The organism is Pseudomonas phenolilytica (assembly GCF_021432765.1).
In the GTDB taxonomy this organism is placed as follows: domain Bacteria; phylum Pseudomonadota; class Gammaproteobacteria; order Pseudomonadales; family Pseudomonadaceae; genus Stutzerimonas; species Stutzerimonas phenolilytica.
On record NZ_CP058908.1, the window covers coordinates 3,154,006 to 3,171,140 of the forward strand.

Below are 17,135 nucleotides of genomic sequence, written 5' to 3' on the forward strand. Positions count from 1 at the left end.
GGACGCCTCAGCAGCTTACGCTGCCGATGAATGCACCGGCTGGCGCCAGTTTCGTCCCGTTTGTATCGTCGGAGGCGGACAACAATCCGGACTGACCCAGATGTCCCTGGAAGCGCTCATGAACCCATCCGTGTACGGCCAGCTCCAGCAGGCACTGGCGCTGCTGCAGCGTCACCTGGGCGGGAACCTGCTGGCCGTGCATCTGTTCGGCTCGGCCGTTGTCGGTGGCCTGAAACCCGGCAGCGATCTCGACCTGCTCGTTACCGTCGCCGCCCCCCTGCCGAAGGACACGCGCCACATGCTGATGCGCGAGCTGCTGGTGATTTCCGCCTGGCCGGCCAACGAGCGACTGCGCCCGCTGGAAGTCACGTGCGTGGTACACAACTCGGTACGGCCATGGCGTTACCCAGCAATGCGCGAACTGCAATTCGGCGAATGGCTGCGCGCCGATATCGAAGCCGGCCGCATCGAGCCGCCCAAACAGGACCACGATCTGGCCATTCTTCTGCACCAGGCGCGCAAGAACGGCGTCTGTCTGATCGGCCCCGACGCGGTCGAGTTGTTCGAACCAGTACCCGAGCGAGACATGCGCCAAGCCTTGCGCGACACGCTGGCGCAATGGCGCGAGCCCGCCGACTGGCAGGGAGACGAGTGCAACGTGGTGTTGGCCGTGGCGCGCATCTGGCTCACCCTGACCACGGATGCCATCGCTCCGAAGGACGTCGCAGCGATCTGGCTGCTCGAGCGTCTGCCGGATAAGCACCGTGCCGTGCTGGAGAAAGCCAGCCAGGCCTATCGGGGCGATGCGATCGAAAAGCCTGCCCTGAGCCCACAGGCGGTGGAGGCGTTCATCCGGCATGCGCAAACGCAGTTGCAGCCGTCGCAACCAACAGGAGCAGAGCGATGATGACCACTGACCAGATCGCCGCCTTCTGCCTGGCTCTGCCCGGCACCCGTGAAGATCTCAAGTGGGGCAGCAATCGGGTGTTTTCCGTGGCGGGCAACAAGATGTTCGCCGTTCTCGATTTCCTTGGCGAGAACCTGGCATTCAAGGTCCACAGCGACCTCTTCCTGGGTTTCGTGGACCGTCCCGGCATCCACCCTGCTCCTTACCTGGCACGGGCGCACTGGATCAGCATGAGCAGTCAGCAGATCCCCATGGGTGACGACGAGCTGCGCGACCTGCTGACCCGCGCGCACCAGCTGGTGGTACGCAAGCTGCCAAAGCGCCTGCGACCCGGGCTGTTACTGGATCTGGATTGAGTCAGCGCTGGATGGATCAGTCGCAACGAACCGACGGACATGCACGCAGGCGATATCGAATCCTCCTGTCACTGCAGCGGCTGCGCCAGCCTCCTCTGCCCTCGGCGCTTCAGACCTGACGGGCCAACCGGTGTACCCGTGGCTCCTAGACCACGGTCGCTGGGCCACCGGCAAAATGTGACGTAGGGCCGCTCCCGTCGGCTTGGCGCGGCAAAGCGCTTTAAGTCGTCACTCATCTTTGGCATAAGGAGCGGCTGAAAGCCGAGAAGCGTCCCCGCGGTCGGTCCGCATGGATGCACTGCCAACCAACCAGAATAAAGAGTCTTTCATGAAGCCGATCATTACCCTTGCCGGGCTTGTGCTGGCCGCCGCCAGCGCATTCGCTCAGGCCGATCCTATCGTCATCAAGTTCGCCCACGTCGTGGCCGAAGACACTCCCAAGGGCAAGGGTGCACTGCTGTTCAAGCGCCTGGCCGAGGAACGCCTGCCCGGGCAGGTGAAGGTCGAGGTCTACCCGAACTCGACGCTGGTCGGCGATGCGACCGAGATCCAGGCCCTGCGCGACAACGAAGTGCAATTGCTCGCCCCCTCGCTGGCCAAGTTCGAGCAGTACACCAAGCAGCTGCAGGTATTCGACCTGCCGTTCCTGTTCGACGACATCGAGGCTGTCAACCGCTTCCAGAAGCGTGCCAAGGGCAAGCAGCTGCTGCGCTCGATGGAAGACAAGAACATCATCGGCCTCGCCTACTGGCACAACGGCATGAAGCAGCTCTCGGCCACCCAGCCGCTGCGCATGCCCGGCGATGCGGCCAATCTCGCGTTCCGCATCCAGCCCTCGGCAGTGCTCGAGGCGCAGTTCGGCGCCGTTGGTGCGACGACTAAGAAACTCGCCTTCGCCGACGTGTTCGGCGCGCTGCAGGCGGGCACGGTACAAGGCGCCGAGAATCCGTGGTCAAACATCTACAGCAAGAAGATGCACACCGTGCAGCCTTACATCAGCGAAACCAACCACGGCGTACTGGACTACATGGTGGTCAGCAACACGCGCTTCTGGATGGGCATGCCGCACAAGGTCCGCTTCGAGCTGGAAGCGATTCTCGATGAAGTGAGCTACGCGGTGAATCGCGAAGCCGAAGAGCTGAACCAGGCCGACCGCGAGCGCATCCGTCAGGCCGGCACCACGGAGATCATCAGCCTCACACCAGAACAGCGGCTGGCCTGGCGCGAGCGCATGCGTCCGGTGTGGCAGCAGTTCGAATCGGACATCGGCGCCGACATCATCAAGGCGGCTCAGACGGTGAACCGCAAGCAGCACAACTGAAATCACCGCGCAAAAAAACCAGGCTTCGGCCTGGTTTTTTTTGCCATCACTCGCTCTTCTTGCGAATCCAGTACAGGTAGATGTCGGCATCCTGTTGCTGATCGACCAGCTCATGGCCGAGAAAGACGCAGAACTTGGGAATATCGCGCTGGGTCGAGGGATCGGTGGCGATTACCTTGAGCACCGCACCGCCAGCCAGATCGCGGACCTTGTTGTGCAGCATCATCACCGGCTCGGGGCAATTCAGACCGCTGGCGTCGAGGACGGCATCGGCAGTCATTTCAACAGATTGGCTCATCACGAACTCCTGAAACAGGCCGGCATTGTGGCGCAAGCGCGCTGCCGGGTCATCCTCGGTCGATCGCCACGCAGCCGAAGCCGTCTTGCATCGGGGGGAACCCCGGCTCGACGCGGCGGGTCCAGTGATTGGCGAAACCCGTTGCGCGGGTCTAGCTTCAACAATCTGCCCTCAACGCCATGCCGGCGGGACTAAGGAGACCTGAATGCCTTCCCTGGATAGCCTGCAATGCCGTCGCAGCCTCGAGGCAGCGGGCAAGACCTATCAATATTTCAGCCTGCCGGCGGCCGCCGCAACGCTAGGCGAGATCGACCGCCTGCCGGTATCGCTCAAGGTGCTGCTGGAAAACCTCCTGCGCTGGGAGGATGGCGTCACGGTTCGTCGCGATGACTTCGTGGCGCTGGCGCAGTGGCTGAATACACGCAGTTCCGAACAGGAAATCCAGTATCGCCCCGCGCGGGTGCTGATGCAGGACTTCACCGGCGTACCCGCGGTGGTCGACCTGGCAGCCATGCGCGACGCCGTGGCCCGGGCTGGCGGCGATCCGCAGCGGATCAACCCGCTGTCACCGGTGGATCTGGTGATCGACCACTCGGTGATGGTCGACCGCTTCGGCAACGATCAGGCCTTCGCGCAGAACGTTGCCATCGAGATGCAACGCAATGGCGAGCGCTATGAGTTCCTGCGCTGGGGTCAGCAGGCCTTCGACAACTTCCGCGTGGTGCCGCCGGGCACCGGCATCTGCCACCAGGTCAATCTGGAATACCTGGGCCAGGTGGTCTGGACCCGCGACGAGGATGGCGACACCTACGCCTATCCCGACACGCTGGTCGGCACCGATTCGCACACCACCATGATCAACGGCCTCGGCGTGCTCGGCTGGGGCGTTGGCGGTATCGAGGCCGAAGCGGCGATGCTCGGCCAGCCGGTGTCGATGCTGATTCCGGAGGTCATCGGATTTCGCCTGACCGGCCGACTCAATGAGGGCGTCACCGCCACCGACCTGGTGCTGACCGTGACGCAGATGCTGCGCAAGCACGGCGTGGTGGGCAAGTTCGTCGAGTTCTTCGGGCCGGGGCTGGACAACCTGCCGCTGGCTGACCGCGCCACCATCGGCAACATGGCCCCCGAATATGGCGCGACCTGCGGCTTCTTCCCGGTCGATCGGATCACCCTCGACTATCTGCGCCTGACGGGCCGCAGCGAAGAACGCATTGCACTGGTCGAGGCCTACGCCAAGGCGCAGGGCATGTGGCGCGAGCACGACTCGCCCGACCCGCTGTTCACCGCCACGCTGGAGCTGGATCTGAGCCAGGTGCGCCCCTCCGTCGCCGGCCCCAAGCGCCCGCAGGATCGCGTCGCACTCGGCGACATCGGCGCCAGCTTCGACCTGTTGCTGGAAACCAGCGGCCGCAAGCAGCAGACCGATGCCCCGTTCGCCGTCGCCGGCGAAAGCTTCTCGCTCAAGCACGGCGCCGTAGTGATTGCGGCCATCACTTCCTGCACCAACACCTCCAACCCGAGCGTGCTGATGGCCGCCGGGCTGCTGGCGAAGAAGGCCATCGAACGCGGCCTCAAGCGCCAGCCCTGGGTGAAATCATCGCTGGCGCCGGGCTCGAAGGTGGTGACCGATTATCTGGAGCGCGCTGGACTGACACCGTATCTGGATCAGCTCGGCTTCAATCTGGTGGGCTACGGCTGCACCACCTGCATTGGCAACTCCGGACCGCTGCCGGACGCGATCGGCCAGGCCATTGCCGACAATGACCTGATCGTCTCGTCGGTGCTTTCGGGCAACCGCAACTTCGAGGGCCGCGTGCACCCGCTGGTCAAGGCCAACTGGCTGGCCTCGCCGCCGCTGGTGGTGGCCTTCGCCCTGGCCGGCACCACGCGTATCGACATGGAACGAGACCCACTGGGCTACGACGCGCAGAATCAGCCGGTATACCTGAGGGACATCTGGCCGAACAGCGCCGAGATCGCCGAAGCCGTCGGCCGTATCGACGGCGAGATGTTCCGCAGCCGTTATGCCGACGTGTTCACCGGCGACGAACACTGGCAAAGGATCACCGTCAGCGCCGGCGATACCTATCAATGGAATGCCGGCTCCAGCTATGTGCAGAATCCACCGTTCTTCGCGGACATCGGCCAGCCGCCCGCGCCGGCTGCGGATATCGAGCACGCGCGGGTACTCGCCGTATTCGGCGACTCGATCACTACCGACCACATCTCTCCGGCCGGCAACATCAAGGCCAGCTCGCCGGCTGGCCTTTACCTGCAGTCGCTCGGCGTGCCGCCGGAGGATTTCAACTCCTACGGATCGCGCCGCGGCAACCATGAGGTGATGATGCGCGGCACCTTCGCCAACATCCGCATCAAGAACGAGATGCTCGGTGGCGAAGAAGGCGGCAACACGCTGCACCAGCCCAGCGGAGAGCGCCTGTCGATTTACGATGCAGCCATGCGTTATCAGGCCGAGAGCGTACCGCTGGTGGTGATTGCCGGTAAGGAGTACGGCACCGGCTCCAGCCGCGACTGGGCCGCCAAGGGCACCAACCTGTTGGGCGTGAAGGCGGTCATCGCCGAGAGCTTCGAGCGCATCCACCGCTCGAACCTGATCGGCATGGGTGTGCTGGCGCTGCAATTCGTTGGCGAACAGACGCGCCAGTCGCTGGGCCTGAACGGCACCGAACGGCTGTCGATCCGCGGTCTGAGCTCCGACATCCGACCGCACCAACTGCTGACTGTGGAGGTTGTGCGCAGCGATGGTTCGCATGGCACGTTCCAGGTTCTGTGCCGCATCGACACGCTCAATGAAGTCGAGTACTTCAAGGCCGGCGGCATTCTGCACTACGTACTGCGCCAGCTGATCGGCAGCTAAGGCTGACAAAAAAACGCCGAGGTGATCCTTCACCTCGGCGCCCCGCCGTCCATGACTATTTCCCTGCTGGCTGCCGTGCCGATACTCGGCCGTTTCCATACGGCCCGATCCACGTCCTTGAATCCGTCGCGTGACGATCCCACCCGCACCGGTGAGCTCCGACGTGAGGTCAAGTTAATCCCCGCGGATTGCAGGAATATGACCCTCACGGAGGATTCGCGTACTTTTTTTGCTCAAGAACTCTCGCCCCCCGCCGATCCCCTGACACAGCCTGAAAACGAAAAAATCCATATAAATCAAAAAGTCAGGCGAGCTTTTTTCCTTGATTTGTGCCGACGTGAGACCCAATGCGTAACAACCAGCCTGTAACCCAGCGTGAGTACGCCTTCCCGGACCAGCAGCGTCTGGTTTCCGCCACCGACCTCAAAGGCCGGATCACCTATTGCAACGACATCTTCGCCGAGGTCAGCGGGTTTGTGCGTGAGGAGCTGATTCGCGCGCCGCATAACCTGATTCGTCATCCCGACGTGCCACCAGCCGTGTTCGCCCATATGTGGGCCACCCTGCAACAGGGCAAGCCGTGGATGGGCATCGTCAAGAATCGCCGCAAGAACGGCGATCATTACTGGGTAGACGCTTATGTAACGCCCGTTCTGGACAGTCAGCGTACGGTTATCGGTTACGAATCGGTGCGCACCAAACCGAGTCGTGAGCAGATTCAGCGCGCCGAATCCCTCTATGCGCGCATCAATGCCGGCAAGAGCGGCGTGCCGCGGCGCGATCTCTGGCTGTCGGTTGCGACCAAATGGCTGCCCTTCATTCTGGTCAGCCAGATCGGTTTCATGATCGGCGCCTGGCTCGATCATTCGCTCGGCTTCGCCCTGGCGGCACTTCTTTCGGTTCCTCTCGGCCTGGCTGGCCTGCATTGGCAGCAGCGCGGCCTGATGCGGCTGTTACGTCTGGCGGCGCAGACCACCAGCGACCCGCTGATCGCCCAAATGTATACCGACAGCCGTGGCGTCGAAGCTCAGCTGGAGATGGCGATACTGAGCCAGCAGGCGCACCTCAGGACGTGCCTGACTCGCCTGCAGGACAGCGCAGTACAGTTGCAGGAACAGGCGAAGAAGGCTGATTCGCTGGCACACAGCTGTTCGAATGGCCTGGCGCAACAGCATCAGGAAACCGAGCAGGTGGCTACCGCGATCAACCAGATGGCGGCGACCACGCAGGAAGTCGCCGCCAACGTCGCCCTCGCTGCCGAAGCCACCCGACACGCCAGTCAGCTGACCGTGCACGGCCGGGACGTCGCCGCCGAGACCCGCGCGGCGATCCAGCAGTTGTCCGCGTCGGTGGCGCGCACCGGCGAGGCGGTTGACCGTCTCGCGCTCGACAGCAACGAGATCGGCACCGTGGTCGATGTGATCAAGAGCATCACCGATCAGACCAACCTGCTCGCGCTCAACGCCGCCATCGAGGCGGCGCGGGCTGGCGAGAGCGGGCGAGGTTTCGCCGTGGTCGCCGATGAAGTCCGGCAACTGGCGCGACGCACGGCCGACGCCACCGGCGAGATCCATCAGCTGATCGAAAAATTGCAGCAGCAGGCCCGCCATGCGGTCGAGACCACCGAGGAAGGTCGCATCCAGGCCACCCGGGGCGTCGAGCAGGTTGCCCAGGCCGATCAGGCGCTCAGCGGCATCAGCGAGGCGATGAACAACATCATCGACATGACCACGCAAATCGCCTCAGCGACCGAGCAGCAGAGTGCCGTCGCCGACGAGATCAGCCAGAACGTCAGCACCATCGCCCGGCTGGCGGACCAGACATCGGGCGATGCGCGCGACACGGCCCTGCTCAGCGAGGAACTGAGTTCAACCGCCGAAGGTCAGTACTCGCTGGTCGAGCGCTTCAACCGCTAGGGTTCCTCCGCTCGCCGAGCCTTCCGAAGGTCGGCCGGACGCTGCGCGACGGCGGCTAGAAAGCTGGCGATCGCCTGCGCTGCGCTATCCAGATGCTGCGCATGGCTCAGCCCGGAGCGTTTCAGGGGTTTGAGATCGTGGTCGGCGCCTGCCAGCCAGCGCAGCTGGATCATCGGCGAAAGCCGATAGCTTTCGACCGTGGCGCGATTGCCCAGTGCATCGCGCTCGCCCTGGAGAATGAGCGCAGGCGCGTGCAGCTCGGCCAGATGTTCGACGCGCGGCTTTTCCGGCCTGCCCGCGGGGTGGAACGGATAGCCCAGGCACACCAGCGCGTCGGCGCCCAGCTCATCGGCCAGCAAACTGGCCATCCGCCCGCCCATCGACTTGCCACCAATGGCCAGCGGCCCTGTGGCCTGCTGTCGCACCAGCGCATACTGTTCCCGCCATTGCTGCAGCAACTGCGGCTGCCGCTCGGGCGGGCGCTTGCGTCCCGCCGTGCGTCGTTCGGCCATGTAGGCGAATTCGAACCGATACACCGCAACCCCGCGCGCAGCAAGGCGTTCAGCCATCTGCTGCATGAACGGACTGTCCATCGGTGCACCGGCGCCGTGCGCCAGAATCAATGTCGCGAACGCTTCGTCGGACGGCCTCGTCCAGAGCCCGGAATGCCCCTGCGCGGCCTGCGTGTATTGACCAGCGTCAATACCGGCAAATTGCCCTTTCCCCATCCTTGCCCCCGCTTTCCTAGGAAAGAAAAAACTGCTCATTACCCGTGGATGGAAGCCCATACATGAACACAGCAACCAGTACCGCCTACCATTACAAGGTGGTCCGCCAATTTGCCATCATGACGGTGGTGTGGGGAATCGTCGGGATGGGGCTCGGCGTTTTCATCGCAGCGCAATTGGCCTGGCCATTCCTGAACCTTGACCTACCGTGGACCAGCTTCGGTCGTCTGCGTCCCTTGCACACCAACGCGGTGATCTTCGCCTTCGGCGGCTGTGCTCTGTTCGCGACTTCCTACTATTCGGTCCAGCGCACCTGCCAGACCACCCTGTTCGCGCCGAAACTGGCCGCGTTCACCTTCTGGGGTTGGCAACTGGTCATCCTGCTTGCCGCGATCTCCCTGCCGCTGGGCTTCACCAGCTCCAAGGAATACGCCGAGCTGGAATGGCCGATCGACCTGCTGATCACCATCGTCTGGGTTGCCTACGCGATCGTGTTCTTCGGCACCCTGGCCACGCGCAAGGTCAAGCACATCTATGTCGGTAACTGGTTCTTCGGTGCCTTCATCCTGACCGTGGCGATTCTGCACATCGTCAACAACCTGGAAATCCCGGTCAGCGCGATGAAGTCCTACTCGCTGTATGCCGGTGCGACCGACGCGATGGTGCAGTGGTGGTACGGACACAACGCCGTGGGCTTCTTCCTCACCGCCGGCTTCCTCGGGATCATGTACTACTTCGTGCCGAAGCAGGCCGAGCGTCCGGTGTATTCCTATCGCCTGTCGATCGTCCACTTCTGGGCACTGATCACGGTCTACATCTGGGCCGGTCCGCACCACCTGCACTACACCGCACTGCCGGACTGGGCGCAGAGTCTGGGCATGGTGATGTCGCTGATCCTGCTGGCACCGAGCTGGGGCGGCATGATCAACGGCATGATGACCCTGTCGGGCGCCTGGCACAAACTGCGTAGCGACCCGATCCTGCGCTTCCTGGTGGTCTCCCTGGCGTTCTACGGCATGTCGACCTTCGAAGGCCCGATGATGGCGATCAAGACCGTCAACGCCCTGTCCCACTACACCGACTGGACCATCGGCCACGTACACGCCGGCGCCCTCGGCTGGGTTGCGATGGTGTCGATCGGTGCGCTGTACCACCTGATTCCGAAGGTCTTCGGTCGCGAGCAGATGCACAGCATCGGCCTGATCAACAGCCACTTCTGGCTGGCCACCATCGGCACCGTGCTCTACATCGCCTCGATGTGGGTCAACGGCATCGCCCAGGGCCTGATGTGGCGCGCGATCAACGAAGACGGCACGCTCACCTACTCCTTCGTCGAAGCACTGGAAGCCAGTCACCCCGGTTTCGTGGTACGGATGATCGGTGGTGCGATCTTCTTCGCCGGCATGCTGGTGATGGCCTACAACACCTGGCGCACCGTGCAGGCTGCCAAGCCGGCCGAGTACGACGCTGCCGCGCAGATCGCCTGAGGAGCTAGGGAATGAAATCGCACGAAAAACTCGAGAAGAACGTCGGTCTGCTGACGCTGTTCATGATCCTGGCCGTGAGCATCGGCGGTCTGACCCAGATCGTTCCGCTGTTCTTCCAGGATGCGGTCAACGAGCCGGTCGAGGGCATGAAGCCCTACACCGCGCTGCAACTGGAAGGACGTGACATCTATATCAAGGAAGGTTGTGTCGGCTGTCATTCGCAGATGATCCGTCCGTTCCGCGCCGAAACCGAGCGCTACGGCCACTATTCCGTCGCGGGTGAAAGCGTCTACGACCATCCGTTCCTGTGGGGCTCCAAGCGCACCGGCCCGGACCTGGCCCGCGTCGGCGGCCGCTACTCCGACGACTGGCACCGTGCCCACCTGTTCAACCCGCGCAACGTGGTACCGGAATCGAAGATGCCGTCCTACCCGTGGCTGGTCGAGAACACCCTGGACGGTAAGGACACTGCCAACAAAATGCAGGCGCTGCGCACTCTCGGCGTGCCTTACACCGACGAAGACATCGCCGGCGCACGGGATGCCGTCAAGGGCAAGACCGAAATGGACGCCATGGTGGCCTATCTGCAGGTCCTCGGCACCGCGCTCACCAACAAGCGTTGAACCGATACGCCTAAGAGAGACGACGGTTGCGTGGCAACCGTCAGGGACTTAAATCGCGGACAGCCAGAGTGCCTCGGGCTGTCCAGGAGTAGCACATGAGCACATTCTGGAGTGGATACATCGCCCTGCTGACGCTGGGCACCATCGTCGCTCTGTTCTGGCTGATCTTCGCCACCCGCAAGGGTGAATCGGCCGGCACGACCGACAAGACCATGGGTCACTCTTTCGACGGCATCGAGGAGTACGACAACCCGCTGCCCAAGTGGTGGTTCATGCTGTTCATCGGCACGCTGCTGTTCGGCATTCTCTACCTGCTGCTCTACCCCGGTCTCGGTAACTGGAAGGGCGTGCTGCCGGGTTACGAGAACGGCTGGACTCAGGAAAAGGAATGGCAGCGCGAAATGGACCAGGCCGAGCAAAAATACGGCCCGATCTTCGCCAAGTATGCATCCATGAGCGTTGAGCAGCTGGCTCAGGACGAGCAGGCACTGAAAATGGGTAGCCGCCTTTTTGCCAACTATTGCGCCATCTGTCACGGCTCCGACGCCAAAGGCTCGATGGGCTTCCCCAACCTGGCCGACCACGAGTGGCGCTGGGGCGGCGAACCCGACGCGATCAAGGCCAGCATCCTCAATGGCCGCATCGGTGCCATGCCAGCCTGGGGTCAGGTCATCGGCGAAGAAGGCGTGGCGAACGTGGCAGCTTATGTGCGCGCCGAGCTCGCTGGTCTGCCGCTGCCTGAAGGGACGCAAGCCGATCTGGCCGCTGGCAAGGCTGTCTTCGCGCAGAATTGCGTTGCCTGCCACGGTGCAGCTGGTGAGGGAATGGCAATGCTCGGCGCGCCCAAGCTGACCAACCCAGCAGGCTGGATCTACGGTTCGAGCCTGGCACAACTGCAGCAGACCATCCGCCATGGCCGTAACGGGCAGATGCCGGCACAGCAGCAGTACCTGGGCAACGACAAGGTACACCTGCTCGCCGCTTACGTTTACAGCCTGTCACAAAAGCCGGAACAACTCGCCCGCCAGTGAGTCTCAAGGGGCGGTACACTCGGACCGCCCGCTTGACCTTGTCCCGGCACAAGTTTTTCTGCCCTGCGACGTTCTGTCGCAGGCGCTTCAGCTGACCGCACTACCCCCCTTCCACGCTCACGTCCTAAGCTTTGCCGATTGGTCCGCCGATCACCGCGCAACTGCGCGCAAATGCCGGAGATCAGCGCACCGGAGCGGCGCAAAAACGACCTTGTAAAACATCTGGAAAACGCTTGGATTCTGGGTTTTGACGCGTTGCGAGCGCCCCGCAGCCGTTTGCATTGCCCCCCTGCTTTATCCATACTCGCCGCCGTTTTTGCCTTTGAAAATGCCATTAGCGTGGAAGCCTTTGCATGAGCACAGCAATAAGTGAGTCTGCTTATAACTATAAGGTGGTCCGCCAATTCGCCGTCATGACGGTGATCTGGGGGATCGTGGGGATGGGTCTGGGCGTGCTGATTGCCGCACAATTGGTGTGGCCTTCGCTGAACTTCGATCTACCGTGGACAAGCTTCGGTCGACTGCGGCCGCTGCATACCAACGCGGTGATTTTCGCCTTCGGCGGTAGCGCGCTGTTTGCCACGTCCTATTACGTGGTGCAGCGCACCTGCCAAGCGCGTCTGTTCTCCGACAGTCTCGCAGCCTTCACCTTCTGGGGTTGGCAGGCGGTGATCGTCCTCGCGGTCATCACGTTGCCGCAGGGCTTCACCAGCTCCAAGGAATACGCCGAGCTGGAATGGCCAATCGACATTCTCCTGGCCATCGTCTGGGTTTCCTACGCGCTGGTGTTTTTCGGCACCATCATGAAGCGCAAGGCCAAGCACATCTATGTGGGTAACTGGTTCTTCGGCGGCTTCATCCTGGTCACGGCGATGCTGCACATCGTCAACAACCTGGAAATCCCGGTCAGCTGGTTCAAGTCCTACTCGATCTATTCGGGCGCTACCGATGCGATGGTGCAGTGGTGGTACGGTCACAACGCCGTGGGCTTCTTCCTGACCACCGGCTTCCTCGGGATGATGTACTACTTCGTGCCGAAGCAGGCCGAGCGTCCGGTGTATTCCTATCGCCTGTCGATCGTGCACTTCTGGGCGCTGATCACCCTTTATATCTGGGCCGGTCCGCACCACCTGCACTACACCGCATTGCCGGACTGGGCACAGAGCCTGGGCATGGTGATGTCGATCATCCTGCTGGCACCGAGCTGGGGCGGCATGATCAACGGCATGATGACCCTGTCGGGCGCCTGGCATAAGCTGCGCACCGACCCGATCCTGCGCTTCCTCGTGGTCTCGCTGGCGTTCTACGGCATGTCGACCTTCGAAGGCCCGATGATGGCGATCAAGACCGTCAACGCTCTCTCCCACTACACCGACTGGACCATCGGCCACGTACACGCCGGCGCCCTCGGCTGGGTGGCGATGATCACCATCGGTTCGATGTATCACCTGATCCCGAAGGTCTTCGGTCGCGAGCAGATGCACAGCATCGGCCTGATCAACGCGCACTTCTGGCTGGCCACGATCGGCACCGTGCTCTACATCGCCTCGATGTGGGTCAACGGCATCACCCAGGGTCTGATGTGGCGCGCGGTCAACGAAGACGGCACGCTCACCTACTCCTTCGTAGAAGCACTGGAAGCCAGTCACCCCGGGTTCATCGTCCGCGCCCTGGGCGGTGCATTCTTCCTCGCCGGCATGCTGCTGATGGCCTACAACGCCTGGCGCACCATTCGCGCCGCCAAGCCAGCCCAGTACGACGCTGCCGCGCAGATCGCTTGAGGAATCGAATCTAAATGAAACAGCACGAGAAACTAGAGAAGAACATTGGTCTGCTGACCCTGTTCATGATCCTGGCAGTGAGCATCGGCGGTCTGACCCAAATCGTTCCGCTGTTCTTCCAAGATGCGGTCAACGAGCCGGTCGAGGGCATGAAGCCCTACACCGCGCTGCAGCTCGAAGGTCGTGACCTGTATATCCGCGAAGGCTGCGTCGGTTGCCACTCGCAGATGGTCCGCCCGTTCCGCGCCGAGACCGAACGCTACGGCCACTATTCCGTCGCGGGTGAAAGCGTCTACGACCATCCGTTCCTGTGGGGCTCCAAGCGCACCGGCCCGGACCTGGCCCGCGTCGGCGGCCGCTACTCCGACGACTGGCACCGTGCCCACCTGTTCAACCCGCGCAACGTGGTACCGGAATCGAAGATGCCTTCCTACCCGTGGCTGGTCGAGAGCACCCTGGATGGCAAGCACACCGCCCGGAAGATGGAAGCGCTGCGCACCCTCGGCGTGCCCTATACCGACGAAGACATCGCCGGCGCACGGGATGCCGTCAAGGGCAAGACCGAAATGGACGCCATGGTGGCCTATCTGCAGGTCCTCGGCACTGCACTCACGAACAAACGGTAACGCATGATGGATATCGGGACTCTTCGCGGCCTGGGCACTGTGTTGGTTTTCGTCGCTTTCGTCGGCGTCGTGCTCTGGGCCTACAGCAGCAAACGCAAGAAAAGCTTCGACGAAGCCGCCAACCTGCCCTTCGCAGACGACGAGACCGACGCCAAGAAGCGTGATGAAGAAGCTTCCAGGAGTAATAAATAAATGACCTCGTTTTGGAGTGGGTACATCACCCTGCTGACCCTCGGCACCATCGCCGCTCTGGTCTGGCTATTGCTGGCCACTCGCAAGGGACAACGCCACGACAGCACCGAAGAAACCGTCGGCCATTCCTATGACGGCATCGAGGAGTACGACAATCCGCTGCCGCGCTGGTGGTTCATGCTGTTCGTCGCCACCGTCATCTTTGCCCTGGGCTACCTAGTTCTCTACCCGGGCCTGGGTAACTGGAAAGGCGTCCTGCCGGGCTACGAGGGTGGCTGGACCCAGGTGAAGGAATGGCAGCGTGAGATGGACAAGGCCGGCGAACAGTACGGCCCGCTATACGCCAAGTACGCTGCCATGCCGGTTGAGGAAGTCGCCCGGGATCCGCAGGCGCTGAAGATGGGCGGCCGTCTGTTTGCATCCAACTGCTCGGTCTGCCACGGCTCCGACGCCAAGGGCGCGTACGGCTTCCCGAACCTGACCGACAACGACTGGCTGTACGGTGGCGAGCCCGACACCATCAAGACCACCATCCTGCATGGCCGCCAGGCCGCCATGCCGGCCTGGAAGGACGTGATCGGCGAAGAAGGCATCCGCAACGTGGCTGGCTACGTGCGCAGCCTGAGCGGTCGCGATACCCCAGAGGGTATCAGCGTGGACGTTGAGCAGGGTCAAAAGATCTTCGCTACCAATTGCGTAGTCTGTCATGGACCTGATGCCAAGGGCATCGCTGCGATGGGCGCACCGAACCTGACCGACAATGTCTGGTTGTACGGTTCCAGCTTCGCTCAGATTCAGCAAACCCTGCGCTACGGTCGTAACGGCCGCATGCCAGCCCAGGAAGCCATCCTTGGCAATGACAAGGTGCACCTGCTGGCCGCATACGTTTACAGCCTGTCTCAGCAGCCGGAGAACTGATTCCGGCGGGGTCGGAAGCGACCACCTGTCGCACCTGACCCCGTATCTCCGGGCGTACCATTCGCAGCTGAACAGAAAAATGATCCCGATCGGCATGCATCGGTCGGGACACCCACCTTCCGCCGTGGTATGCACTTGATGACTGAGCAGATTCCCGTTCGCGATGTAACTCCCCCGGCCAAGGTCGCAGCCTCCAATGACCTTTACGCCGCCCGTGAAAAGATCTACACCCGTGCCTTCAGCGGCCTGTTTCGCAACCTGCGACGCGTAGGTGGCGCAGCGCTGTTCATCCTGTTCTTCGGCACGGTATGGCTCAACTGGGATGGCCGCCAGGCCGTCTGGTGGGATCTGCCTGAGCGCAAGTTCCACATCTTCGGGGCAACCTTCTGGCCCCAGGACTTCATGCTGCTGTCGTGGCTGCTGATCATCTGCGCCTTCGGCCTGTTCTTCATCACCGTTTTCGCAGGACGCGTCTGGTGTGGCTATACCTGCCCGCAGAGCGTGTTCACCTGGGTATTCATGTGGGCCGAGAAGATCACCGAGGGTGATCGCAACCAGCGCATGAAGCTGGACAAGGCACCGATGAGCGCCAACAAGTTCCTGCGCAAGCTCGCCAAGCACGCAATCTGGATTGCCGTCGGCATTCTCGTCGCCATCACCTTCGTCGGCTACTTCACACCGATTCGTCAGCTGGTCCCCGACCTGATCACCTTCCAAGTCAATGGCTGGACGGCCTTCTGGATCGGCTTCTTTACGCTCGCCACCTACGGCAGCGCCGGTTTCCTTCGCGAACAGGTGTGCATCTATATGTGCCCTTACGCGCGCTTCCAGAGCGTGATGTTCGACAAGGACACCCTCATCGTTTCCTACGACCCGCGTCGCGGCGAGAAGCGCGGCCCGCGCAAGAAGGAAGCGGACTACAAGGCCATGGGGCTCGGCGATTGCATCGACTGCACCATGTGCGTGCAGGTCTGCCCGACCGGCATCGACATCCGCGACGGCCTGCAGATCGAATGCATCGGCTGCGCGGCCTGTATCGATGCCTGCGACGCGATCATGGACAAGATGAACTACCCACGCGGGCTCATCAGCTATACCACCGAGCACAATCTCTCCGGCCAGCAGACCCACCTGCTGCGCCCGCGCCTGATCGGCTACGCCGTGGCACTGAGCGTGATGATCGGACTGTTCGCCTACGCGGTGTACGACCGCCCGCTGGTCAAGCTGGACGTTCTCAAGGACCGCGTGCTGTATCGTGAGAACGAGCAAGGCCGGATCGAGAACGTCTACACCCTCAAAGTGATGAACAAGGCCCAGCACGCGCAGAGCTTCGTCATCACGACGTCCGGGTTGGATGGGCTGGCCTACGAGGGCCGCAGCGAAGTCCGTGCGCAAGCCGGCGAGCTGGTTACCATCCCGGTCGAGCTGTCTATGGCACCAGAGAAGCTGCCATCCAGCACCAATGAGATCGTCTTCCACATCAAATCGATGGACGACGAGTCGATCAGCGATGAGGCTGACAGCCGCTTCATCGGCCCAAGCATCCGTTAAACAAGGTTCTGCATGCGCTCCAATAACGAACAGACGCGTTGGTACACCCAGTTCTGGGCTTGGTTCGTCATCGGCATTCTGCTGATCTCGGTGATACTCGGGGTGTCGATGTTGACCATCGCGATCCGCAACGCCGACAGCCTGGTCGCCGACAACTATTACGATGCCGGAAAGGGCATCAACCAGTCGCTGGAGCGTGAGAAGTTCGCCGAAAGCCTGGGGATGCGCGCGCAGCTGGTGCTGAATGAGCAGCGCGGACTGGCCGAGATCCAGCTCAGCGGCGCCAGCAAGCCACAACAGCTGGTGCTGAACTTGCTTTCGCCGACGCAGCCGGAGCGGGATCGCCGCATCGTCCTGCAACCGCAGGGCGAGGGTTTCTACCAGGGTCAGATGCAGGAATCGGTCAGTGGCCGGCGCTTCATCGAACTCCTCGGCCGGGAGGGCGAGCAGGACTGGCGCCTGTACGGAGAGCGGACCATCGAGCCCGGCCAATCGTTGGAACTGATTCCTTGAGCCTCT

Annotated in this window: 17 protein-coding genes; 15 read left to right on the top strand and 2 right to left on the bottom strand. The window is 62.3% G+C overall.

Annotated features, from left to right (window positions below; all coding sequences use genetic code 11):
- The first annotated feature begins 118 nt into the window (after positions 1 to 118).
- The 3 genes from HU825_RS15085 to HU825_RS15095 all read left to right on the top strand — a co-directional run bounded on the left by HU825_RS15085 (position 119) and on the right by HU825_RS15095 (position 2,584).
- On the top strand, positions 119 to 907 hold the full coding sequence (locus HU825_RS15085) for an aminoglycoside adenylyltransferase family protein (RefSeq protein WP_234302380.1): 789 nt from the start codon (positions 119 to 121) through the stop codon (positions 905 to 907).
- On the top strand, positions 907 to 1,263 hold the full coding sequence (locus tag HU825_RS15090) for an MmcQ/YjbR family DNA-binding protein (RefSeq protein WP_054093031.1): 357 nt from the start codon (positions 907 to 909) through the stop codon (positions 1,261 to 1,263). Before HU825_RS15085 ends, HU825_RS15090 begins: the two co-directional genes overlap by 1 nt.
- Positions 1,264 to 1,591: 328 nt before the next feature.
- The gene (locus tag HU825_RS15095; RefSeq protein WP_043295551.1) at positions 1,592 to 2,584 is read left to right on the top strand and encodes a TRAP transporter substrate-binding protein; all 993 of its coding nucleotides are present in this window, start codon (positions 1,592 to 1,594) and stop codon (positions 2,582 to 2,584) included.
- 46 nt (positions 2,585 to 2,630) lie between these two features.
- Here HU825_RS15095 and tusA read toward each other — a convergent pair whose 3' ends face one another.
- Positions 2,631 to 2,882 carry a sulfurtransferase TusA gene (gene tusA, locus HU825_RS15100; protein ID WP_003289923.1) on the bottom strand — a complete coding sequence of 84 codons (252 nt, stop codon included), beginning with the start codon at positions 2,880 to 2,882 and terminating at the stop codon, positions 2,631 to 2,633.
- Positions 2,883 to 3,087: 205 nt separating this feature from the next.
- On the opposite strand from tusA, the gene acnA reads away from it, so the two are divergent.
- Together acnA and HU825_RS15110 are read left to right on the top strand one after the other, a co-directional pair.
- Complete coding sequence (acnA, locus tag HU825_RS15105) at positions 3,088 to 5,763, top strand: aconitate hydratase AcnA (protein ID WP_234302381.1); 2,676 nt, start codon at positions 3,088 to 3,090, stop codon at positions 5,761 to 5,763.
- 347 nt (positions 5,764 to 6,110) lie between these two features.
- A complete protein-coding gene (locus HU825_RS15110) occupies positions 6,111 to 7,679 on the top strand; it encodes a methyl-accepting chemotaxis protein (protein ID WP_054093032.1) in 1,569 nt (522 codons plus the stop codon).
- Here the strand turns inward: HU825_RS15110 and HU825_RS15115 are convergent.
- Positions 7,676 to 8,407, bottom strand: a complete 732-nt coding sequence (locus tag HU825_RS15115) for an alpha/beta family hydrolase (RefSeq protein ID WP_234303410.1) — start codon at positions 8,405 to 8,407, stop codon at positions 7,676 to 7,678. The two genes, HU825_RS15110 and HU825_RS15115, sit on opposite strands and share 4 nt — an antisense overlap.
- Positions 8,408 to 8,469: 62 nt before the next feature.
- Between HU825_RS15115 and ccoN (HU825_RS15120) the strand changes: the two genes are divergently transcribed.
- The 10 genes from ccoN (HU825_RS15120) (at position 8,470) to HU825_RS15165 (ending at position 17,129) form a co-directional block, all read left to right on the top strand.
- The gene (gene ccoN, locus HU825_RS15120; protein ID WP_043295558.1) at positions 8,470 to 9,894 is read left to right on the top strand and encodes a cytochrome-c oxidase, cbb3-type subunit I; all 1,425 of its coding nucleotides are present in this window, start codon (positions 8,470 to 8,472) and stop codon (positions 9,892 to 9,894) included.
- A gap of 11 nt (positions 9,895 to 9,905) precedes the next feature.
- Positions 9,906 to 10,517, top strand: a complete 612-nt coding sequence (gene ccoO / locus HU825_RS15125; RefSeq protein WP_234302382.1) for a cytochrome-c oxidase, cbb3-type subunit II — start codon at positions 9,906 to 9,908, stop codon at positions 10,515 to 10,517.
- 95 nt (positions 10,518 to 10,612) lie between these two features.
- Positions 10,613 to 11,548, top strand: coding sequence for a cytochrome-c oxidase, cbb3-type subunit III (gene ccoP, locus HU825_RS15130; RefSeq protein WP_234302383.1), 936 nt, complete (start codon positions 10,613 to 10,615; stop codon positions 11,546 to 11,548).
- Between the two features lie 171 nt (positions 11,549 to 11,719).
- Positions 11,720 to 11,905, top strand: a complete 186-nt coding sequence (locus tag HU825_RS15135) for a hypothetical protein (RefSeq protein WP_138299940.1) — start codon at positions 11,720 to 11,722, stop codon at positions 11,903 to 11,905.
- Positions 11,902 to 13,329: a cytochrome-c oxidase, cbb3-type subunit I gene (ccoN, locus tag HU825_RS15140; protein ID WP_043295562.1), complete on the top strand. Its 1,428-nt coding sequence runs from the start codon at positions 11,902 to 11,904 to the stop codon at positions 13,327 to 13,329. Before HU825_RS15135 ends, ccoN (HU825_RS15140) begins: the two co-directional genes overlap by 4 nt.
- 14 nt (positions 13,330 to 13,343) lie before the next feature.
- Positions 13,344 to 13,955 (top strand): cytochrome-c oxidase, cbb3-type subunit II, encoded by a 612-nt coding sequence (gene ccoO, locus HU825_RS15145; protein ID WP_054093035.1) that lies wholly within the window; start codon positions 13,344 to 13,346, stop codon positions 13,953 to 13,955.
- Positions 13,956 to 13,961: 6 nt separating this feature from the next.
- Positions 13,962 to 14,147 (top strand): CcoQ/FixQ family Cbb3-type cytochrome c oxidase assembly chaperone, encoded by a 186-nt coding sequence (locus HU825_RS15150; RefSeq protein ID WP_043295733.1) that lies wholly within the window; start codon positions 13,962 to 13,964, stop codon positions 14,145 to 14,147.
- A complete protein-coding gene (gene ccoP / locus HU825_RS15155; RefSeq protein WP_008567806.1) occupies positions 14,148 to 15,065 on the top strand; it encodes a cytochrome-c oxidase, cbb3-type subunit III in 918 nt (305 codons plus the stop codon). It abuts the gene before it with no gap.
- 138 nt (positions 15,066 to 15,203) lie between these two features.
- Positions 15,204 to 16,616: a cytochrome c oxidase accessory protein CcoG gene (ccoG, locus tag HU825_RS15160; RefSeq protein WP_043295567.1), complete on the top strand. Its 1,413-nt coding sequence runs from the start codon at positions 15,204 to 15,206 to the stop codon at positions 16,614 to 16,616.
- Between the two features lie 12 nt (positions 16,617 to 16,628).
- Positions 16,629 to 17,129, top strand: coding sequence for a FixH family protein (locus HU825_RS15165; protein WP_043295569.1), 501 nt, complete (start codon positions 16,629 to 16,631; stop codon positions 17,127 to 17,129).
- Positions 17,130 to 17,135 lie beyond the last annotated feature (6 nt).